Here is a 19,810-nt window from a genome sequence, read left to right as displayed (position 1 = left end):
ACTCCCTCTTTCTATGCCAAAAAGCCGAGTTCTTTCGAAATGCGATGTGCTGTTTCTTTCACCTTAGCGATAAAATATGAAATGTTACTTTCGCTGTACTCAATTGCTAATCCCGAAATACTAATGCCTGCTACAACCGTTCCATCACTTGCGAAAATGGGCGCTGCTATTGCGGCTGTATGATTTTCTAACTCAGAATAACTAATTGTGTAGCCTTCCTTTTTTGCCATTTGCAACACTTCTAGCAATTGTTCCTTATCCACAATTGTTCCATCTGCAAACTGTTTTAAATCCACTTCCTCTATGTATCTCCGTTTCTCTTCCTCAGAAAAATACGATAGTAAAATTCTCGGACATGCACCAGCATAAAGCGGTGCTCTTCTTCCAACCGCCGTATACACGCGTACTGGCTGAACACCTTCCATCTTTTCAACATAAATTGCGTCATTACCATCTTGAATTATTAAATTAACTGCCTGTCCTAAACTATCTCTAAGTTCTTTCATATAAGGAATTGCTATATTTCTTACTGATAATCGTTGTGAAACAAGTTGACCGAACCGTAAAAATACGACCCCTAAACGATATTTCCCCTTTTCGTTTTTTTGTAAAAACTCCATCTCTTCTAACGAGCCAATTAAACGATAAACAGATGTTTTCGGCATATTTGTAAGCTGAACCATCTCAGTTAAACTTAGCTCTTCATGCTCATAAAACAACTCTAAAATATCCATTGTCTTAACTGCCGTTTTATTTATACTCATTCTCTCTTCCTTTCGTTCTGAATTTCGGAACTTAAATTCCATTTTTCGAAACAAACATATAATTTAAAATTATAAAATATTCTTTCAATTCATTCAATAGATTTTAAACAAATAAAAAAGTACGGAAGAATATCTCTCCCATACTTCACTACACTTTATAACGCTCTTACTTGTTTCAACGGCCAGAAAACAGCTTGTCCTTTTCCGACAATCTCATCTTCTGAAATAAAGCCAAACATGCGACCATCCTTAGAAACTTCACGATTATCCCCTAAAACAAATACTTGGCCTTCTGGCACTTTCGTTTTCCCTGTAATTTGTTCTAACGTAAAGTCTGGAGTTAATACACGGTCAGTTGCTTTTTCTTTAAACTCTTTTAAATATGGTTCTTCCATCGCTTTTCCGTTTACATATAAAACATCATTTTTATACTCAACTGTATCACCTGGTAAACCAATTACTCGTTTTACTAAATCGTATCCTTCTTTGCCGTGGAAGACGATAATATCAAAGCGTTCTAATCCACTTATACTATAACCAATCTTATTTACGAGAACTCGTTCATTATTTTCTAAAGTGGGCATCATTGATTCACCTTGCACTAAAGAAGGTGTAAATAAAACGCCGCGAATAATAGCAATTAATACAAGGGTAAACCCTATCGTTTTAGCCCAAGAGAATAATTCTTTCTTCGTATTTTCCTTCATCGTTTCTCCTCTTTCTTAAGCACTTATTTTATTATTTCAACTAGTTCTTGTACTACATTAGGATCTATTTCAGAAAAACATGATTTTGCTTCTCTTACCGCTGTACCGACATGTGCTTGCGAAATTCCAGTTTCATCTAGCAATCGCTTTATATTTTCTTTCGTCACGCCAGCTCCAGCTACAAGCTGAATTTGACCATCACTTACTTTTTGCATTTCTGTAAGCACCGGAATATTGTCTACTATATCTCCTTGTCCACCTGAAGTTAAAACGTGAGTTACTTTATGAAACTTCTTTAAAGTTCTCATCGCTTCTACTGGATTTTCTATATCATCTATCGCACGGTGGTACGTTACATTCATTCCATCTACAACAGATAGTAAATCCGCTAATTTCTCTTCATCTACTTCATTTTGTTCGTTTAATACGCCTAATACTACACCAGCTGCTCCTAACTTCTGCGCAACTATAATATCTTCTTTCATCATTTCAATTTCTTCTTCCGTATATGTAAAAGACTTCGCATGCGGACGAATCATAACATGAATTGGTATACTCACCGCTTCTACCGCTTTTTTTATAAAAGCATAACTTGGTGTTAAACCACCTTCTGTATAAGATGAAATTAATTCAATCCGCTTCCCGCCAGCACTTTCAATTCTTTTTACATCTTCTAAACATGTTGCAATAACCTCTAGCATGAGATGACCTCTTTTCGTGCTTTTTTCTTATTATAACATTAGTAAAAATAAGAAGCCTAGCTTTCTCCTTTAAAACTTAAAAAAGAAGAATGAAAAGAAAGATTTTTTATTGGCAACGATTATTGGTAACATCCTATTATTCATGTACACTCCTACCATAATGAAAAAGCCCGTCATTTTGACGGACTTTTCTAATTTCAAGCTTTTCTTTCCTCAGTTTTCATATCAATGCCTAATTGATCTTCCAATAACTTTACACCTTTCTTTGTAAGATGGACAGCTCGGTTCTTATCCGTTTTCGTAATCCATCCTTGTTCAAAAAGCAGTTTTGCAATTGCAGACCCTAGCCAACCAGAAATATGGTAACGCCGTTCACTCCAATCAAGGCAAGGTTTTGCAAATACCCTCCTTTTTGTATCTGCCTCATCAACATTTATTCCAAAATTCAGAAACCATTGTTTACCTTGTTCTGTTACAATGTATTCTCCATCCCCTAAAATTATAAATTTCCTATCTAGTAATTTTTCAGTTATCTCTACACCGAGTTTGCCTGCAAGATGATCATAACAAGTTCGAGCATAACGAATTTGTTTTAGTTGACCTGATTGTTTTAAAGAGCGAACTTGAACTGTTGGTGCGATTGTCTCTAACTTTTCAAGCACTTCTGCAACTTCTTGATTAGCAAGTCGATAGTAACGATGTCTACCATGTTGTTCAACTGTAAGTAGATTCCCCTCTACTAATTTAGAAAGATGAGAACTAATTGTTGGATGTGACACTTTTGCCATATAAGCCAATTCGCTAGCAGGTAGTGCCTGATTATTCATTAGACAATCTAAGATGATTGCTCTTGTAGGTTCAGCAATTAGTTTAGCTATATATGAGATATTCGGATATACATTCATATTTCGATGATACCCTAACTGTTAAATTGATACAATTATTTTAAGTTTAATAGTAAAGAAGAATTTATTATGAATGCAATTGATCTTAGTATATTAAATTTGAAAGAGACGAGAAGGCGCTCAGAAAAATTATGGAATTCTCTTCCCGATAATTTTCTTAATTGGAGGCCTGATAATGAGGCTATTTCTTTTGGTGAGATGATTCGTCACGTATGGAGCTCAACTTTTTACTATCATATGATTTTAAAAAACAACGGCTCAATAAATGATATACATTTCCCGTATGATGAAGAGCCAATTACTTGTGTAAAAAAGGAAATTGAATTGGCACAATCATACTTTACAGACTTCATAGAGTATGTTCAATCCATAAACATAGCAGAGCTAGATTCAACCCTTATCGATCGAAGCGATGTTGGCTATCAAAGATATTTAGGAGACATGCTATTACGAATTGCCTATCATGATGCGGTCCATGCAGGTCAATTTTTACAATATTTACGAATGATAAACTTAGAAAGACCATTAATTTGGGATTAAATACGAAAAATGTTTATACAGCCTTCAAACTGGCATTACAACAAGAATTTTTCAACAAGAAACAATCACAAAACCATGATAATCATTTATATTAAAAACCTACATCTCAACCAAGTACTTCATACACATAAAAAGCACGGATTTGATCACTAATCAAACCCGTGCTTTCAAAACAACTATTTTATCCATAAACAATAAAATATAAGCTTTAAAAACTACGACCGAAACGCCGCATCCGCCAGCATAGACAATGTTGCATCATCCATCGGTGGATTGTGTAATCCTGCTCTGACGTTTAAATAGTAACGATGGAGCGGATTTTTTTCTGATAAGCTTTTTGCTCCTACGATGCGCATTGATTTATCCACTATGGATATCGCCGCATTTGTTACGGCGTATTTCACTGCCGCTAATTCTGCTTGCAGTGACAGTTTATCTTCTGCCTCATCGTATTTTTTCGCAATTTGATATAAAAAGACGCGAGCTTGCATAAGCTCGAGTTCTAATTCTCCAACTAATCTTCTAACATTCGGTAATAAACTAATAGAATGGTTTAAACTATTTGGTCTGTATGATCCCGCAAACTGAACTGCATAATTTCTTGCTGATTGTGCAATTCCTAAATAACATGCTGGTATATGTAGCAACCAGCCAATACCCTTTTGTTTCACTTTCCCGCCTTTTACATCCGTAAAAAAGCGGTTGTCTATCTCTACATTTTGTAAGAGAAGGTCGTGGCTAGCAGTCCCTCGCATTGCAACGCTATCCCACGTTTCTTCAATAGACACACCGAGTGTATTTCTTGGAATAACAAACTCACCAACTTCTTCTTGGCCTTCCATACTTGCTGAAATAATAAAATAATCAAGTACTGGCGCCATCGTTGTAAAAGTTTTTCTTCCATTTATAACCCACTTCTCGCCTTGTTGAACCGCAATTGTTTCTGGTTTGCCGCCACGCGTCGGACTCCCTGTTTTCGGTTCTGTTGCTGCCCTGTTAAAGAGCGCACCATTACGTACTTCTTCGCAAAACCATTTGAACATCTCATCATTCCAAGAGCGATTTTCCGCTAGCTCCTTCACAATGCCAAGATGCCAGCCAATCGATAATGCAGTAGCTCCACAGCCTTCCGCGATTTTCTCTTGAAATAAAACGAAGTCATATAAAGAAATGGCACTACCACCAAATTCCTTCGGTAACGTTAATTTCGTATATCCGATATCTTTCAAATCATTTATATTTTCATACGGAAATGATCCTAATTCACTTAGCTGATGCTCCCTTTCCATGAACTTCGGAATCAATTTATTTATTTTCTCAATAATTAAAGACTGTTCTTCTGTTTCAACAAATGAGAGTGCCATACTATAATCTCCTTTATCCCGCATTAACGGGCAGTAAAACTCCCACCTAAAAATTCAGGTGAAGCAAAGGAAGTTAGGCGGGAGATCAACTGCCCGTAAACGCCCGATTGGTTCAACTAATAATCAGTGAGAAACCCACCCACTGATTAAAGTTTCACTTTATGCTCGATTCATAAACCGTTCATTTTGTCATTATGATTATATGAAGCTACCTCTCTATTGTTTCACTATTCCGATAAAAATACAATGTTTTTGACTAATAAGAAAAGTTCCTATTTAAGGATAGATCCTTTTCTTATATTAGTCCCCCTTCAATGCTTTTAACGGCAAAGAGGTTACATATCCAATATACGAGAATAATTCTTTAAAGAAGAATGGTATTTCTGTATCTAACGTTTTATATGCTGATGTCGGCGTTGGTGAAGCATATGCTTCAATATTAATATGTTTTGCGATTCTCATTGCGCGTTTCATATGAAGTGGATCACTTACAATCGTGTATGTGTGTATTCCGTTCTCTATTCCAACTTGCTTCGCATTCTTTAAATTTTCTTCAGTGAAAAGGGATTTTGTTTCAATTAAAATATCTTCCTCTTTTACACCTTGTTTCATTGCATATACTCTTGCAGTACGTGCTTCCTCAAGTTCTGCCTCGAACTTTGTACCACCTGTAAAAATAATCTTTTTAATATTTCCGTTCCTATATAAAGAAATCGCATGATTAATTCTTTCTTTAAATACAGGAGATGGTTTTCCGTTCCATGAAGCTGCGCCTAGTACGATACCAGCATCCGTTTTCACGTCATCATTTGCTTTAAAACGATAACTCCAAATATCATAAGCTGCATAACTTACATATAAAATAGCAGAACAAATCATTAGTAAAAATACTTGAAAGATTCGTCTTTTCTTACTCTTCTTATTTTCTTTCATTTGTAATTGCCTCCGTACATCATCCATACTTCTATAAAAAACATTTATATCAAATCGTTTTGTTTGAGTTTATTTAAAAGAAGGAACTTTACTTGTTATTTATATATAAAAGGGTTTTCATTTAAAATTGAGGATTATCAATTCATTTTCATTTGCGGTATTCATTACATTTTTTTAAATTCATAAGTTTATTACCATACAACTACATTGTAACGAATTTTTTCTCAGAAGGGAACGATGAAACAAAAGGAATTAAAATAAAGTAGCATTTTGTAAGAAAAAAGGTATATTTTTCATATCTCACGAACAATATACCTTTCAAAACACGAATTATACCTTTTCTTTATATAACTGTAATTTTTCTAACAATTGTTCTTTTACGCCTGGCCATTCACTCGAGATAATACTGTACACCACCGCATCTCTCACATAACCATTCGGTAATTTTCTTTCATTTCTAAGCACACCCTCTTTTACTGCGCCTAACCTTTCAATTGCTCGTTGTGCTTTTTCATTTCTTGCATCCGTCTTAATTTGTACCCTAAGCATATGCAGTTTTTCAAAAGCATACTGGAGAAGCATATACTTACACTCTGTATTTATACTCGTACGTTGCACACTCGGATGATACCACGTTTGCCCTAACTCAACTGTCTTATCTTCTACTGAAATATTATATAAACGTGTACTTCCTACAATCTTATTCGTCTGTTGATCTACGACTACCAAAGGTATTTGAGTACCTCTTCCGTAACCCTTTATCGCTTTTTGAACGTATTGTTGCATATCTTGCACACTATCCATTTTAGAGATTAAATACGCCCAAATATCCCGATTTCCTTCTACAATCGAAAACAAAGTTTCGACATCAGTATTATCCATTAACCGCAACTTTGCTCTTTCGTGAATAATTTCCATTTGTAAGCCCCCTTTGTTGTTACTATAACATACCATCGATATCGTTTTATTAATATATAAAAATATTTTTTCGTAAACGTGTAGTACATCTAAAAATAAAAAATGCGATGCCTTTATTCAAGCATCGCACTTATAATTTCGCACTACCTACGATTTTACAATAAATATTCATTTACACAAGTTAGTAAACGTCATATATTTAGAACTTACATTCTAGTTCAAAGCAACAAATAAGCAATCGGCGTAATGATAAGCAACGTTAAAATCGTTCTCTGCACATACAGAATAATAAGTTCAGATACTTTTAACGGAATATCTGTTGATAATATACAAGGAATGGAAGCGGAGAAAAACAGTATAGATGATACGGAAACAACTGCAATGACAAACTTTGTCACAAGTGGCGCACTTACAACTAATAATGACGGTAAAAACATTTCTGCAATACCAACTGATGCGGCTTTAGCGGCTAAGTCTGCTTCTGGTAATTGTAATAGCCATGTAAACGGATAGAAAATATAACTGATCCAATCAAATATTGGCGTAAACTTCGCTAAGACGATACCAATTAATCCTACTGACATAATGGATGGTAAAATTCCCATCGTCATAATAAATCCGTCTTTTAAATTCACTGCAATATTTTTCATAATGCTCGGTGCAGACTTTGATACTTCTAACGCATCTTCCCAAGCACATTCTAACATTTTCTCTTTATAAACAGGCTCTGGGAACCCTTCTTCTGTTACATATGTATCTGGTTTTCTACTGAGGGGCGGGATTCTTACGGTGATAGCAGTCACGATGAATGTTACAACAAGCGTAGTCCAAAAATAAACATTCCATAAATGCATAATATCTAATGTTTTTGCGATGATGATCATAAATGTAGCGGATACTGTAGAAAATCCTGTAGCGATAATCGCCGCTTCTTTTGTGGTATACTTTCCTTCTTTATACACGCGATTCGTAATAAGGAGGGCAAGCGAATAACTTCCAACGAAGGACGCAACTGCATCGATTGCCGATCTCCCCGGCGTATTCCATAATGGCCTCATAATCGGACGACAAAATGTACCGATAAATTCAAGCAATCCATATCCGACTAATAACGCTAAAAACGCCGAGCCAATTGGAACGAGCAAACTTACTGATATGACTAGCTTCTCATACAAAAACGGTCCAACATCTGGCGCAAAGAACCAAGCTGGTCCTACTTTTAAACAATATAATATGCCAAAAACAACGCCAACTACTTTTAAAATAGAAAAACAAATGTCTACGATAGATGCATTCCATTTCTTCGTATAAAATGGATAAATTGCACCAATTGCCATAACAAATAATGCATAATAAGGTACTACGTCAGGAACCGAAGCCCTAATCCACGATACGATGTGATCAATCATAATAGACGATGCACCGTTTATCGTAACAGGAACGAAAAACATAAACACTCCAACGAGACTAGCAAGTATAAACCGGAGAATAATCCCCTTCTCTCGCCCTGCCTTAATTATATTGCTCTTTAATTCAATTTCACTCAAAATTCGACACCTCCTATTATCTAAATATTCTGTATAATTATGTTATATTCCTTCTTTCCGTTTCTACTATTTAATCATATGAAAAAACCTATTTTGAAATAGGCTTTTCTATTCCCCTTTATAATCATCCACAATCACTTGAATGATACGATAAGATTCTTCTGCCACCCTCTCATTACTATCCTTATTTGCGTCATATGTAATTAACGCCTTCCAAAGTGCCCATCCTCTCGCTCTATTCCATGTTTCTTCGTCCATACGTAACACTTCTTTAAATACGTTTCTACTATTTTCATCAAAAAATGTCCAAGCCATCGCCGCATCACATGCAGGATCTCCTACTCCTAAAATACCAAAATCAATTACAGCACAAAGCTTTCCATCTTTAACGAGTAAATTCCCTGGCGCTACATCTCCATGAACCCAAACTGGCTTACGGTCCCATGTTGAACTAAGTGCTACATTCCAAAGGTGCTTTAATAATGCCTCGTCAAAAACATCCTTATTATTTTCAATAGCAACTCTCGCCTCTTCATCATATACCGATATAAGTCCGCCCCGGTAAAAATTATGTGTTCCAGCTAAAGGTCCGTTACTCGCATCAATAGATTGCAATTCTACTAAAAAAGATCCTAAATCCGCTGCAAATTCATTTAAATCACGAACTTTTTGTTTCGTAACTGTTTCCCCCTCTATCCACTTATTAATAGACCAAGGCAATGGATACGCTTCAGATGGATTTCCTTTCGCAAGTGGGGTAGAAATCGGTAAAGAAAGCCTCTTACTTAATAGTGGTAACCACTTATTTTCTTTCTCTACTTGCGGTGCATATGCCACATCACTTGGCAATCTTACACTCATCTCATCCCCTAAGTGAAACGTCCTATTATCATGCCCACTAAACTTTACAGGTTTCACTTCTAAATGGGCCCATTCGGGAAACTGTTCCTGTATTAACTTTTCAACTAAACTTACATTAATTAGATGCATTCACATTCTCCTTTTCTTTTGAAACTTACTAAGCCCATCCGTACTTCCAACATATTCAAAACCATTTTTCTTATAAAAATCATTCAACGTACGATTATGCCCCACACAATCTAACTTCAAATACTCTTTATCACATTGCACATTCTCTTCTACCCACTGTAAAATCCATTCGCCTATTCCATTTCCCTTATACTTCCGTTTCACCGCAAATCTATGAATATATAATGAATTAGAAACTTCCTCTTTACCAAAAATATGTTCATCCCATTCATTTTGTTTAGGAGAAACTGTAACCGTACCAACTATTTCATCTTCTTTCAGAACAACATATGTATATTTTTCTCTTATACATTCTAGTATTTCAGCCGTAGCTTCCTCTCCTAAAAGATACTGCCACTGATCCACTTCTTTATATTGTAGCCATTGCGCTACTTCTTTTAATAAAAGGAGAATACTATCACTTTCAATTTCAGTAGCAATTCGAATTTCATGTTCTTTACTTATATTTCTCTCCATATTGCCGTTCCCCTTTCAAATTGCTACCATACTGACAAATGCGTCCTTCCATCATTTTCATCTATAATATATTCTACATAAAATCCTTGATTCACTGCGTTTTCATACATCATTTCAATCTCTTCTTGGTTTTTCGCATAAATTTGTATATACTCACCATCCGCTACTAATACGACTACTTCACACTTACTCTCCTTAAATTCTTCAAATGTTGCAATTTCTCCTAGTACCTCTCCTTTTGGACATGCTTTTAAATCTAAAAATAAAAGATAATATATGTTATCTTTTATTAGCTTTTTTAATTCTGATCCTTCCATAATCTCGTTATCTTCTGAAAATAACTCTGAACCTAATTCATTCCCTATTATTATATAAGCTTCCTCCCTTCCCATGACTTGCCAATCAAATACAGTAATATCAATTGGCTTTAATACTTTCCAAAGTAAATTATCATATCCATCTAGAATATCTACTGTAATCCCTCTTTTCATATGCTTGCTCCTAACTTATTCATTTTCATTTCATACATTATATATCAAATGTAATTACTATATTTTGTCGATACATATGTACATCATAAAAAAACCGCTCCACTACTAGCGAAACGGTTTCCTTCTGCTTACATTTAAATATTTCATTCAATTGTTGCACTACGTTTTAAAATATTTTTTAATATATGCACCACATCAGTCGTTCATTCTTAATGCTCACTTCGACTTCACGAAGTAATATAAAAACCATACTGCATGATTTTGTTCATCCGCAGCTATTCTCCGCAACAACTCTTTCAGATGTGCATCCGATGTCTCATCTGAAATTTCCAAATAAAAATCTACTGTTTTTTGTTCATCTTGTATAGCGAACTCTAATCCTTGTAAATACGTATTTGGGCAGTCTTCAGTAATTTGTGGTTTTGGCTGCCTACCAGTTAAACTCGTATAAATTTGTACAAAGTTGTGGAAATGCTTTATTTCATCATTACGAATTTCAAGAATTTGTTTTTGTTCTACTTGATTTGGAGCCATATTCGCTAATTTTGCATAGCAGCTTATAGCGCTATACTCTCCGTTTATAGCTTTTTCAATATCACTAATCAACTTATCATTTTGTCTATACCAATCATAATAATTCGAATTATACATCGTATCCCTCCATACTTTCGCTTAACATTTTATGCATTTAGAAATAGTAGGAGCCTGTGTATATAACGGGACGACTTTAGATTGAAAGTAAAGTTTGAGAAAAGGGTCTATTTTGCAAAGGAATTGCTTATTCATAAAGTGAAACTATAATCAATGGGGATTTTACTACACGGCAAATAGCGGATAAAATATCACTATTTTTTTGTACGCTGTTGCTATAAATTCGCGAATGAATCAGGTTTCCAACCAGATGTGGTGTTGAGATGCGAAGCTATTATGAATCCAGTCATATAACTAGGAGGTACCACTATGCCATCTTTATTTAAACCTATGGCCTTCCAGCTGAAAACCGAAAGACTTGAGCTTAGTATGTGGGAGGAATCCGATTCCGTTTGGCTGAGCAAATTAATTGGCGAACGTGGTGTGGACATTCCAGCCGTTGATTCCGTTCGTAACCGGCTCATTGAGATGCGCAAGAAGGCAGAGGAAAATGGCATTTCCCTTCTCACTATTCGAAGGCGCAATGAAGGCGATTTCATCGGATACTGCGGCTTAATTATCGGTCGTTCCACACTTGAAGAGCCGGAGATTGCATACGAGTTGTTCCGCAGCGCCCATGGTAAAGGTTATGCAACTGAGGCGGCATCCGTTGTACTGGACGCTGCGATTGCTACTGGGCGCCATAGACTTTGGTCGACTGTAGGCACTTGGAATATCGCTTCACTCCGGGTACTAGAAAAGATAGGATTTAAGCGTCATCACAGTACGTGGGATGATGAACGTGGTGAGATTGTTTGGAACGTACGCGATTTTTAGAGATTCCGACTTAATTCTAAGGCGACAACAGCAGATACTCATTCTTCAGCTTTTAGATTTCATCACAAAAAAGCCGTTTCACTAATTTAGTGAAACGGCTTTTTTTAAGCGTTCAATTCTGTTTTATGCCCTTTTACTACACTACGTTTGAATGTAGTTGCTAATATAGTAACCATACTTACTATACCAATCCAAACGAGTACAGTAACAGGTGTATTCCAGCTTAATCCTTTTCCGAAGAAGAAGATTTCTCTTAGGCCTTCAATCATAAATTTCATTGGTAACCATGAGTAAACCCAGTCTTGATAAAACGGAGACAACATCTCAGGTGCTAACGATAATAACGGCGCTCCGAAGAATAGTAATAAAGCGAATAAACCGATTCCTTTTAGTCCAACTAATGAAAGTACCGCAGATATCATTAAGAAGAAACTAAAAGAAGTAATAGATAAGAATAGAGCTGTATCCGTGAAGTTCGAAATATTTAACCCTACCATCCCATCTGCAATCCATGTAAGACCAAACCCAATTACAAGTGTCGCAATAGCCCCTGTTACGATTTGTTTTACTTTTAACAGAAAGTTTTCTTTTCTTGAGCTTACTGGCATTTTACTAATCGCAATAAAAATAATCGCTGCACTAGCTAAACTTGCAATCCATAACGGTTGGAACAATGATATTGGTGAGTTACCGTTCGCACTATTTTTGCCGACCTCATTCACATTTTTCACGTTCTTTACAATAGGTGTTACTAATTTCTCAGCTTGGTCTGTTGTTACAGTAGCTCCTTTTGTTTTCAACCCTTCTAATATTTGTGTACGGACATTATTGTTCATATTATCAACCACGCCATTTAATATTTGTCCTGCCATAGTTGATGCAGCCGTATTCATTCCTTGATTAATATATATTTCTATCTCAGGTGAAGATGGCTGTGGTGTTCGTAACGATGCTTGTTTTGCACTAAATTCTTTCGGAATGACTAACGCTGCATAATACTCTTTATTATTTAGCCCTTTTTGAACTGCTTCCTTATTCTTCACTTCTACCCACTTTACCGCAGGTTCTTCATCTGATTTCGATGATTTTTTCACCGTATCAACAATTGTTTGCCCCATATTCATTTTCGGTTGATTTGGAATTTCTACACCTTGATCCTCATTTACAATTGCAATTGGCAAGTTTTTCGGCTGCGGTTGAACAGTTGGAAATAACGTTAATGAAAAAATAAAAACAACAAGCAGTGCAATAACTGGTGATAAAAATAAAAGTTTATTTTTAAACATTTTCTTTTTTCCTCCTTTAATTTGATTTATAATAATCAACAACGTGTTGTTTATTTATATTTTGAATTATATGTTCGAGTTGAACCATATACAATAATCAAAAATCGGGAATGTGTCGGTTATAAGACACATTTTCTAAATGTGTTGAGTAAAATTAAGGAGGGACATGCGTTGCGCGATAGCAATTTAGATTTGCGTGTTGTTCGTACGAAAACCGCCATACGAAATGCATTGGTGGAGCTAATTGAAGAAAAAGGTTTTGACGCCATTACAGTGAAAGATATTACAACGAAAGCAAACATTAATCGCGGTACTTTCTATGCGCACTATCAAGATAAATTTGATTTAATGACAAAATGCCAAGAAGACATTATGTACGAGTTTTCTAAAATTGCCAAACAGAAATTCCCGGAAGTTATTGCTGATCTTGGAACAAATCCTTCTCCAACAATGCCATTTATACTTATCACTTCTATTCTTGAATTTCTAAATGAAAATAGTGATTTTATGAGAGCTGTGCTTAGCCCAAATGGAGATTTATCTTTCCAAACAAAACTGAAAGATTTTATGTGGAAAACATTATTTGAAGATACGAATGGTCCTCTCATTAATAAGGAAAATTTACTTGTTCCAAGCGAATACTTAACTTCTTATATGGCATCTGCACATATAGGTGTCATACAGCAATGGTTAAATAATGGACAAAAAGAAACACCTGAGGAGATTGCTCGCTTTTTATCAACTATTGCAGTTCATGGACCTTTTTATGCGGCTGGTTTAAAGAAATAAGTCAGCTATATAATAAAAGAGCATCCACTATAATAGTGGATGCTCTTTTACTTACAACACTTCAATATACCCTTCTGTTCCATGTATCCGAATTCGTTGACCGTCTTTTATTCGTTTCGTAGCATTCTCTACTCCGACGACTGCTGGTAATCCATACTCACGTGCAATTACTGCTCCGTGCGTCATAAGCCCACCGACTTCTGTTACTAACCCTTTTATAGAAACAAACAAAGGTGTCCAGCCAGGATCGGTAAATGCCGTAACTAATATATCTCCCTCTTCCAAATTCGCGTCTTCCATATTTAAAATAACGCGTGCTCTCCCCTCAATCACTCCAGAAGAAACAGGCAAACCTACTATTGCTTCAGCTGGGAGATTTTCTCGTTTATATTTACCTGTAATGATTTCTCCATCAGACGTCATAACTCGCGGCGGCGTTAGTTTTTCATATAATTTGTACTCATTTTTTTGCTTATGAATAAGCTCGTAATCTAGTTTATTTGTGCGGACGACTTCGTGAAGTTCTTCAAAAGTTAAGTAGTATATATCATCGACTTCATGAATGACCCCGCTCTGCACAAGTTGCTTAGCTTCTTTCAATAACGCCTGCTTATATATAAAATAACGATTAATCATGCCGTATTTTGGATATTCACGATAACCGATACAATTACGGATGTTGCGAATCATTCGCTTCGTTTCTTCTACTTTTTGTTTTCCATCCGGCAAGTCTTGTAATCGCTCTACTAACTCTTCTTCTTTTTTCAAAGCTTCCTGTAGTCCTTCTTCAAACTTTCGCTTACTAGCGCCAGCTTCAAAGTCTCTTATATTATTTAAAATCATCGGGATAATGATTGTTGGCTTTTCACTCCAGCGCGTTTTCGTAATGTCGATTTCTCCGCTGCATCTCATTCCATATTTGCTTAGAAACGCCTCGATTGCATCCCGAACTTTTTCCCCGCCTTTAAACTGAACTAATTCATCTAAAAAGCTGTCATCTTCTACATGCTGTAAATACGCAATGACTTCTGGATACGGCCGAATCACATCTGCAACATCTAATAATGCTAAACCCATTTCTGAAGTAATATTATTTTGTACGGATTGAGAAAGTGTATCTGCTGCATTTTTTTCACCTAGCCATTGCTCCATCTTTTCATTCATCCATGTTGAAGCATTCATACCAGCCATAATAACAGCTATACTTTGCGGGTTAAATAATACTTTCTTTAATTGCTGGATGTCTTGCAAAATAAAATCAAATACATCCACACCTGATTTCGTTTGCATGTTTCGTTTTAACTCTTCGATCGATTCTTGACTATTCTGTATTAAATTCGTAACGATTGCCGTATTATTTTCGATTTCTGTTTGCGAACTTGCAGGTTGCTTACTTTTACTAGCACTCTTTCCTTTTTCATCATCCGGTAACAATTGAATAAAATCATCTCGCTCGATTATAGTCGTTAATGCATCTCTTACAAGTGGATCCGATTTTCCTAAAGTGTTTATTAAGTAATCTCTGCTAGCAGGTAAAGCTAATTGTTGCGTAGCATCAACAAATAACCTGCCTCCCGCTTTACGCATAGGAGCACTAGTCGTTAACAAGAAAAAAGATAACCCAAGTGGTTTCATCGCATCGGTCATCATTTGTTGGTGACCAACCGATATATACACATGATTTTCCCCATCATTTACTCCTGGAATTGGATATAAAGTCGTAATCGGCCTGCTTTGGACTATATAAAATGTATCATCAACTAAACACCATTCAATATCTTGCGGACAACCAAAATAAACTTCGATTTGTCTTCCGATGCGTGCTAGTTGTAAAATTTGTTGTTCAGTAAGTGTTTGAACTTTTTGCTGATTAGGAGCAATTTTCTTTGTCTCTGTTCCGCCTTCTTTTCGTCCATAGATGGCTAATTTTTTCGTTGCGATGACCTTTCCGACGATTTCATCTTCTTTTACCTTATAATTATCGGCAGAAACCAATCCAGATACTAGCGCCTCGCCAAGTCCAAAGCTGGCATCGATTGACAACACCTTCCTATTCGAAGTAATCGGATCGGCAGTAAATAAAATCCCTGAAGCCACAGGGAAAACCATTTTTTGAACGACAACACATATAGAAACTTGATTATGATCAAAACCGTTTTGCATTCGGTATATAACCGCTCGATCTGTAAATAAAGAAGCCCAGCATTTTTTAATATGCTGCAAAATACTTTCTTTTCCAATAATATTTAAATACGTATCTTGTTGACCAGCAAACGAGGCATACGGTAAATCTTCAGCAGTAGCACTCGAACGCACTGCATACGCATGTTCATCGCCAAAGCGAGAGAGATGATGAGCTACTGATTCCACTACATCAACTGGAATTTCCACCGCCATAATGACTTCTCTAATCTTCTTACTAATTTCACAAATTTGACCTCGTTCCTCAATTTTTAGCATCGTTAGCTGCTGCAACAAAATTTGAAGCCCTTCATTTTGCTCGATGGCCTTTTCATACCCTATCGTTGTAACACAAAATCCTTCTGGCACTTGTATCCCTTGAATGTTGGATAACTCCCCTAAATTCAAACCTTTTCCACCGACAAGTGAAAGGTACGTGTTTTCTATTTCCTGAAAATCGAGAACGAAAGAACTCATGTAACATCTCTCCTTACTTTACTTGTGTTCTTGATTGTATCAGTAGTAAATGAGAAGAAACAGTCTATTTCGAACTTGATTTACATGATATAATTAAGTTAGGAAGAGATAATCTTTTTTATTTATCCCCTCGAATTCACTTCAATTATATCTCCAAACTTAAACATTCTTTGATTATGAAAAGCATCGATACAAGTAATCGTCTTATTTAATGGATTTATATCAGCTACTGTTATGTAATTTTTGTATAAACTTACATTATAATATCCAGATGAATCTTTTATTAACTCGTAATCCCTCCTCAAAAAATAGTAGAAACTACAATTGTAAAATTAATATTTCCTGTTTGCACTTTATATAAATTGATATGAATCTCTCTTAATTCTAGGACTAAATTATTGTTTTTTAATCCCACATTAATTCTTTTCTCAAATTCGCCAAAATGAATTTTCAAGATTAGGGAACTATAATGTCGTATTAAAATATATTAAGGGGGAGAAAAATTGGACAATGAAATGAATTATGGAAGTGATTACAAGTTTATTCCAGCAACTTCAATTGAAAGTGGTCATGGCATTGAAGTATTGCCTGATTTATTTTGTTACACGATTCAAATCGTCAATATATGCTTTGCTGGAAATCCTGAGACCAATGATTTTGTTTTAGTTGATGCTGGAATGCCTAAATGTGCAAATAAAATTATCTCTATCGCTGAGGATCGATTTGGTACCAATAGTCGCCCAAAAGCCATTATTTTAACTCACGGCCATTTTGATCATGTTGGGGGAATAATTGAACTCATCAAGTATTGGGATGTTCCCGTCTATGCACATCAGATGGAGATACCGTTCCTGACCGGACAACAAAGCTATCCAGAACCAGACCCTACAGTTGAAGGTGGTATGGTAGCAAAAATGTCTCCTCTGTTCCCAAACGAACCAATTGACTTAGGAAATAACGTAAAAGCGCTACCTACCGATGGAACTGTTCCCCATATGCCAGAGTTTAGATGGATTCATACACCAGGACATACTCCAGGGCATATTTCATTATTCCGAGAAAAAGAACGAACTTTAATTGCTGGGGACGCTTTTGTTACAGTGAAACAGGAGTATCTGTATAAAGTAATAACTCAAGAACAGGAAATAAGCGGTCCGCCTCGTTATTTAACAACAGACTGGAAAGCCGCTAAAGAGTCAGTTATTAAGCTAGAGAAGTTAAAGCCTCTAACCGCTGTTACTGGACATGGGATACCGATGTCGGGTGAATTGCTATCAACAAGCCTCAAAACACTCGTTCAAGAATTTGATAAAATCGCTTTACCCGATTATGGAAAATATGTAGACTAAAAGATACATTAAGCATGAAAATAATTTTTATTCTTATATTTAAGAAACAAAATCAAAACGGAAAAAATTATTAAGTTTAATAAAAAACACTGTACTTAGGCAACATCTCTATTATTAGAATAGAACTACGCCTTGTGAATAAAACTCGATATTCCTCAAATACTATCTGTAGTATAAGCCCGCTTCTTACCCAGGTTGTACTTCTTACCATTAAAGGTTGATTAAAATGGGTTACGCTATATAGCATAACCCGTTTTTAATGAAATCTTTTATTCCATATACGTTTAAATAATGGAGGAAAATGATGAAACATATTGTTGCTTTATTAATTAAATACACAGCGATAACTGCAGTATTACTTATCGTACTCAGTATCTTTCAAGGCATTTCAATTCCTAGAGTATTACTCATTTCTCTTTTCTTAACAGGGGCTGCCTATTTAATCGGCGATCTCTTCATTTTACCTAAATACGGAAATATGATTGCTACAATTGCAGATTTCGGCTTAACTTTTTTCGGAATTTGGTTACTAACATACTTATTCACTAATTTAGACACTACTCGTAATATTGGACTTTCTTCATTTATAGCCGCTTTAATTATTGGTGGAACAGAAATTTTCTTCCACATTTATATGAAGAGACTAGTGCTGCGTAACGACGATGAATTAAGAAATCACAAGCATATTCATCATGATAAATATGCTATGGAAATGTCAGATGAATATATGGATTCTTCTACAATAAATAAATCCAAAATTGGGGATACATCTAAAAAATAAAAAAGTGGCCAATGCCACTTTTTTATTTTTGGTTATTAAGCTTGATCAGAGTTTCTTACATGTAACGGTGGTGGAACTACCCACCCTTTTTTCTTACTTAAACGCAGCAAAGTTACACCTGCTTGCGCTTTTTTCATATGAAATTGTCCGAATAACATCCCTACATCTTCTCGAAGACATTTTCCCATCACTTGACTACATGTCACAAGTCCAGCTGCTAATCCTGTAGAAACAGCTGCTGCTATTTCAGCATCATTAATACGTGCCCCTGGGGGAATGTCTTCGATAGATGCAACTGGTCGTTCTGGAGGAGCAGGCGGTAAAGCTACGCCATTAACCTTTAAAAGAGTTTTTAACTCTTCTATTTCCGAGTTCATATCATTTTCAATTAAGCTTTCTAAAAACTTCTTCAAATCTTCGTCACCTGTGTGATTCATAAACACTTGATGGCTTGCGATTCCACCTTGTGCAGCTAGAAGATAACTCCAAATATCAAATACTTCTCCGTAATGTAACGGTTCATTTTGAGGATTTCCACTTAAAATACCCATTTTTAAATTCCTCCCTTTCGAAAATATCATAATCAATATTGATTTCAATATTGAAATCAAATTTTTAAGTATGCTTTTTCCTGCAAAAGATTTTCTACTATGCATGGAAAACACCTTTCCAACACTGCGTGTTTATTGTTTAGGAAAGTAGTTTACAAATTAAATACTCAAAGATTATGAAAGAAGATTATCAATAATCTTTGAGTGAGAATCCATTTACTATAAGGGTTTTTATTTTTATACATATACAAAAGAAATTGATTTACATATCTGCTATATTGTATGCCAATTTACTTAGCGGTTAGCTCTACCACCAAGTTGTTGTTCAGCCATTGCTACTAAACGTTTTGTAATTTCACCACCAACAGATCCGTTTGAACGAGCTGTTGTATCTGCACCAAGTTGTACACCAAACTCTTGTGCAATTTCATATTTCATTTGATCAAGGGCCTGTTCAGCACCTCCAACTAACAATTCATTACGACTTCCACTATTATTGTTTGCCATATTGTTTCACCTCCGATGTTTTTAATATGCTACAAATTATGAAATA

21 protein-coding genes are annotated in these 19,810 nt (G+C 35.6%); 5 read left to right on the top strand and 16 right to left on the bottom strand.

What is annotated here, in order from left to right:
• Positions 1-11: 11 nt before the first annotated feature.
• The 4 genes from MR160_RS01610 to MR160_RS01595 form a co-directional block, all read right to left on the bottom strand.
• Positions 12-764, bottom strand: a complete 753-nt coding sequence (locus MR160_RS01610) for an IclR family transcriptional regulator (RefSeq protein WP_000026365.1) — start codon at positions 762-764, stop codon at positions 12-14.
• 155 nt (positions 765-919) lie between these two features.
• Complete coding sequence (gene lepB, locus MR160_RS01605) at positions 920-1,471, bottom strand: signal peptidase I (protein ID WP_000662494.1); 552 nt, start codon at positions 1,469-1,471, stop codon at positions 920-922.
• 23 nt (positions 1,472-1,494) lie between these two features.
• Positions 1,495-2,172, bottom strand: a complete 678-nt coding sequence (locus MR160_RS01600; RefSeq protein ID WP_000895107.1) for a copper homeostasis protein CutC — start codon at positions 2,170-2,172, stop codon at positions 1,495-1,497.
• A 197-nt stretch (positions 2,173-2,369) separates the two neighbouring features.
• Positions 2,370-3,077 carry an ArsR/SmtB family transcription factor gene (locus MR160_RS01595; protein WP_001103797.1) on the bottom strand — a complete coding sequence of 236 codons (708 nt, stop codon included), beginning with the start codon at positions 3,075-3,077 and terminating at the stop codon, positions 2,370-2,372.
• A gap of 69 nt (positions 3,078-3,146) precedes the next feature.
• Here MR160_RS01595 and MR160_RS01590 point away from each other — a divergent pair, with 69 nt between their 5' ends.
• Entirely contained in the window at positions 3,147-3,617 is a 471-nt protein-coding gene (locus MR160_RS01590) for a DinB family protein (protein ID WP_000991277.1), read from the top strand.
• 215 nt (positions 3,618-3,832) lie between these two features.
• Here the strand turns inward: MR160_RS01590 and MR160_RS01585 are convergent, their stop codons facing one another.
• The 8 genes from MR160_RS01585 to MR160_RS01550 all read right to left on the bottom strand — a co-directional run bounded on the left by MR160_RS01585 (position 3,833) and on the right by MR160_RS01550 (position 11,027).
• Positions 3,833-4,981: an acyl-CoA dehydrogenase family protein gene (locus MR160_RS01585; protein WP_001218363.1), complete on the bottom strand. Its 1,149-nt coding sequence runs from the start codon at positions 4,979-4,981 to the stop codon at positions 3,833-3,835.
• Positions 4,982-5,281: 300 nt separating this feature from the next.
• Complete coding sequence (locus MR160_RS01580; protein WP_000662217.1) at positions 5,282-5,914, bottom strand: YdcF family protein; 633 nt, start codon at positions 5,912-5,914, stop codon at positions 5,282-5,284.
• A 330-nt stretch (positions 5,915-6,244) separates the two neighbouring features.
• Entirely contained in the window at positions 6,245-6,832 is a 588-nt protein-coding gene (locus MR160_RS01575; protein WP_000402591.1) for a GNAT family N-acetyltransferase, read from the bottom strand.
• A gap of 218 nt (positions 6,833-7,050) precedes the next feature.
• Positions 7,051-8,379 (bottom strand): YjiH family protein, encoded by a 1,329-nt coding sequence (locus MR160_RS01570; RefSeq protein ID WP_001289409.1) that lies wholly within the window; start codon positions 8,377-8,379, stop codon positions 7,051-7,053.
• Positions 8,380-8,487: 108 nt separating this feature from the next.
• Complete coding sequence (locus MR160_RS01565) at positions 8,488-9,369, bottom strand: aminoglycoside phosphotransferase family protein (RefSeq protein WP_118961880.1); 882 nt, start codon at positions 9,367-9,369, stop codon at positions 8,488-8,490.
• On the bottom strand, positions 9,370-9,885 hold the full coding sequence (locus MR160_RS01560; RefSeq protein WP_000440746.1) for a GNAT family N-acetyltransferase: 516 nt from the start codon (positions 9,883-9,885) through the stop codon (positions 9,370-9,372).
• Positions 9,886-9,908: 23 nt separating this feature from the next.
• Positions 9,909-10,376, bottom strand: a complete 468-nt coding sequence (locus tag MR160_RS01555; protein ID WP_063675504.1) for a DUF2691 family protein — start codon at positions 10,374-10,376, stop codon at positions 9,909-9,911.
• Between the two features lie 216 nt (positions 10,377-10,592).
• The gene (locus tag MR160_RS01550; protein WP_000282834.1) at positions 10,593-11,027 is read right to left on the bottom strand and encodes a ferritin-like domain-containing protein; all 435 of its coding nucleotides are present in this window, start codon (positions 11,025-11,027) and stop codon (positions 10,593-10,595) included.
• A 309-nt stretch (positions 11,028-11,336) separates the two neighbouring features.
• Here MR160_RS01550 and MR160_RS01545 point away from each other — a divergent pair, with 309 nt between their 5' ends.
• Positions 11,337-11,843, top strand: coding sequence for a GNAT family N-acetyltransferase (locus tag MR160_RS01545; protein WP_063675505.1), 507 nt, complete (start codon positions 11,337-11,339; stop codon positions 11,841-11,843).
• Between the two features lie 104 nt (positions 11,844-11,947).
• On the opposite strand, the gene MR160_RS01540 is transcribed toward MR160_RS01545, so the two are convergent.
• Complete coding sequence (locus tag MR160_RS01540) at positions 11,948-13,129, bottom strand: YhgE/Pip domain-containing protein (RefSeq protein ID WP_063675506.1); 1,182 nt, start codon at positions 13,127-13,129, stop codon at positions 11,948-11,950.
• Positions 13,130-13,300: 171 nt separating this feature from the next.
• Between MR160_RS01540 and MR160_RS01535 the strand changes: the two genes are divergently transcribed.
• Positions 13,301-13,918: a TetR/AcrR family transcriptional regulator gene (locus tag MR160_RS01535; protein ID WP_001205690.1), complete on the top strand. Its 618-nt coding sequence runs from the start codon at positions 13,301-13,303 to the stop codon at positions 13,916-13,918.
• 51 nt (positions 13,919-13,969) lie between these two features.
• Here MR160_RS01535 and ppsA read toward each other — a convergent pair whose 3' ends face one another.
• Positions 13,970-16,576, bottom strand: a complete 2,607-nt coding sequence (ppsA, locus tag MR160_RS01530) for a phosphoenolpyruvate synthase (protein WP_000094222.1) — start codon at positions 16,574-16,576, stop codon at positions 13,970-13,972.
• Positions 16,577-17,079: 503 nt separating this feature from the next.
• Between ppsA and MR160_RS01525 the strand changes: the two genes are divergently transcribed.
• Positions 17,080-17,925 (top strand): MBL fold metallo-hydrolase, encoded by an 846-nt coding sequence (locus tag MR160_RS01525; protein WP_000368266.1) that lies wholly within the window; start codon positions 17,080-17,082, stop codon positions 17,923-17,925.
• 304 nt (positions 17,926-18,229) lie between these two features.
• Entirely contained in the window at positions 18,230-18,706 is a 477-nt protein-coding gene (locus tag MR160_RS01520) for a YndM family protein (RefSeq protein ID WP_000680680.1), read from the top strand.
• A gap of 35 nt (positions 18,707-18,741) precedes the next feature.
• Here the strand turns inward: MR160_RS01520 and MR160_RS01515 are convergent, their stop codons facing one another.
• Entirely contained in the window at positions 18,742-19,257 is a 516-nt protein-coding gene (locus tag MR160_RS01515) for a DUF3231 family protein (RefSeq protein ID WP_000512140.1), read from the bottom strand.
• Positions 19,258-19,551: 294 nt separating this feature from the next.
• The gene (gene sasP / locus MR160_RS01510; RefSeq protein ID WP_000002835.1) at positions 19,552-19,764 is read right to left on the bottom strand and encodes a small acid-soluble spore protein, SasP family; all 213 of its coding nucleotides are present in this window, start codon (positions 19,762-19,764) and stop codon (positions 19,552-19,554) included.
• Positions 19,765-19,810: the final 46 nt, after the last annotated feature.

Source organism: Bacillus cereus group sp. BfR-BA-01382 (assembly GCF_022663475.1).
In the GTDB taxonomy this organism is placed as follows: Bacteria; Bacillota; Bacilli; order Bacillales; family Bacillaceae_G; genus Bacillus_A; species Bacillus_A thuringiensis_S.
This window is presented reverse-complemented; position numbering and strand designations above follow the sequence as displayed.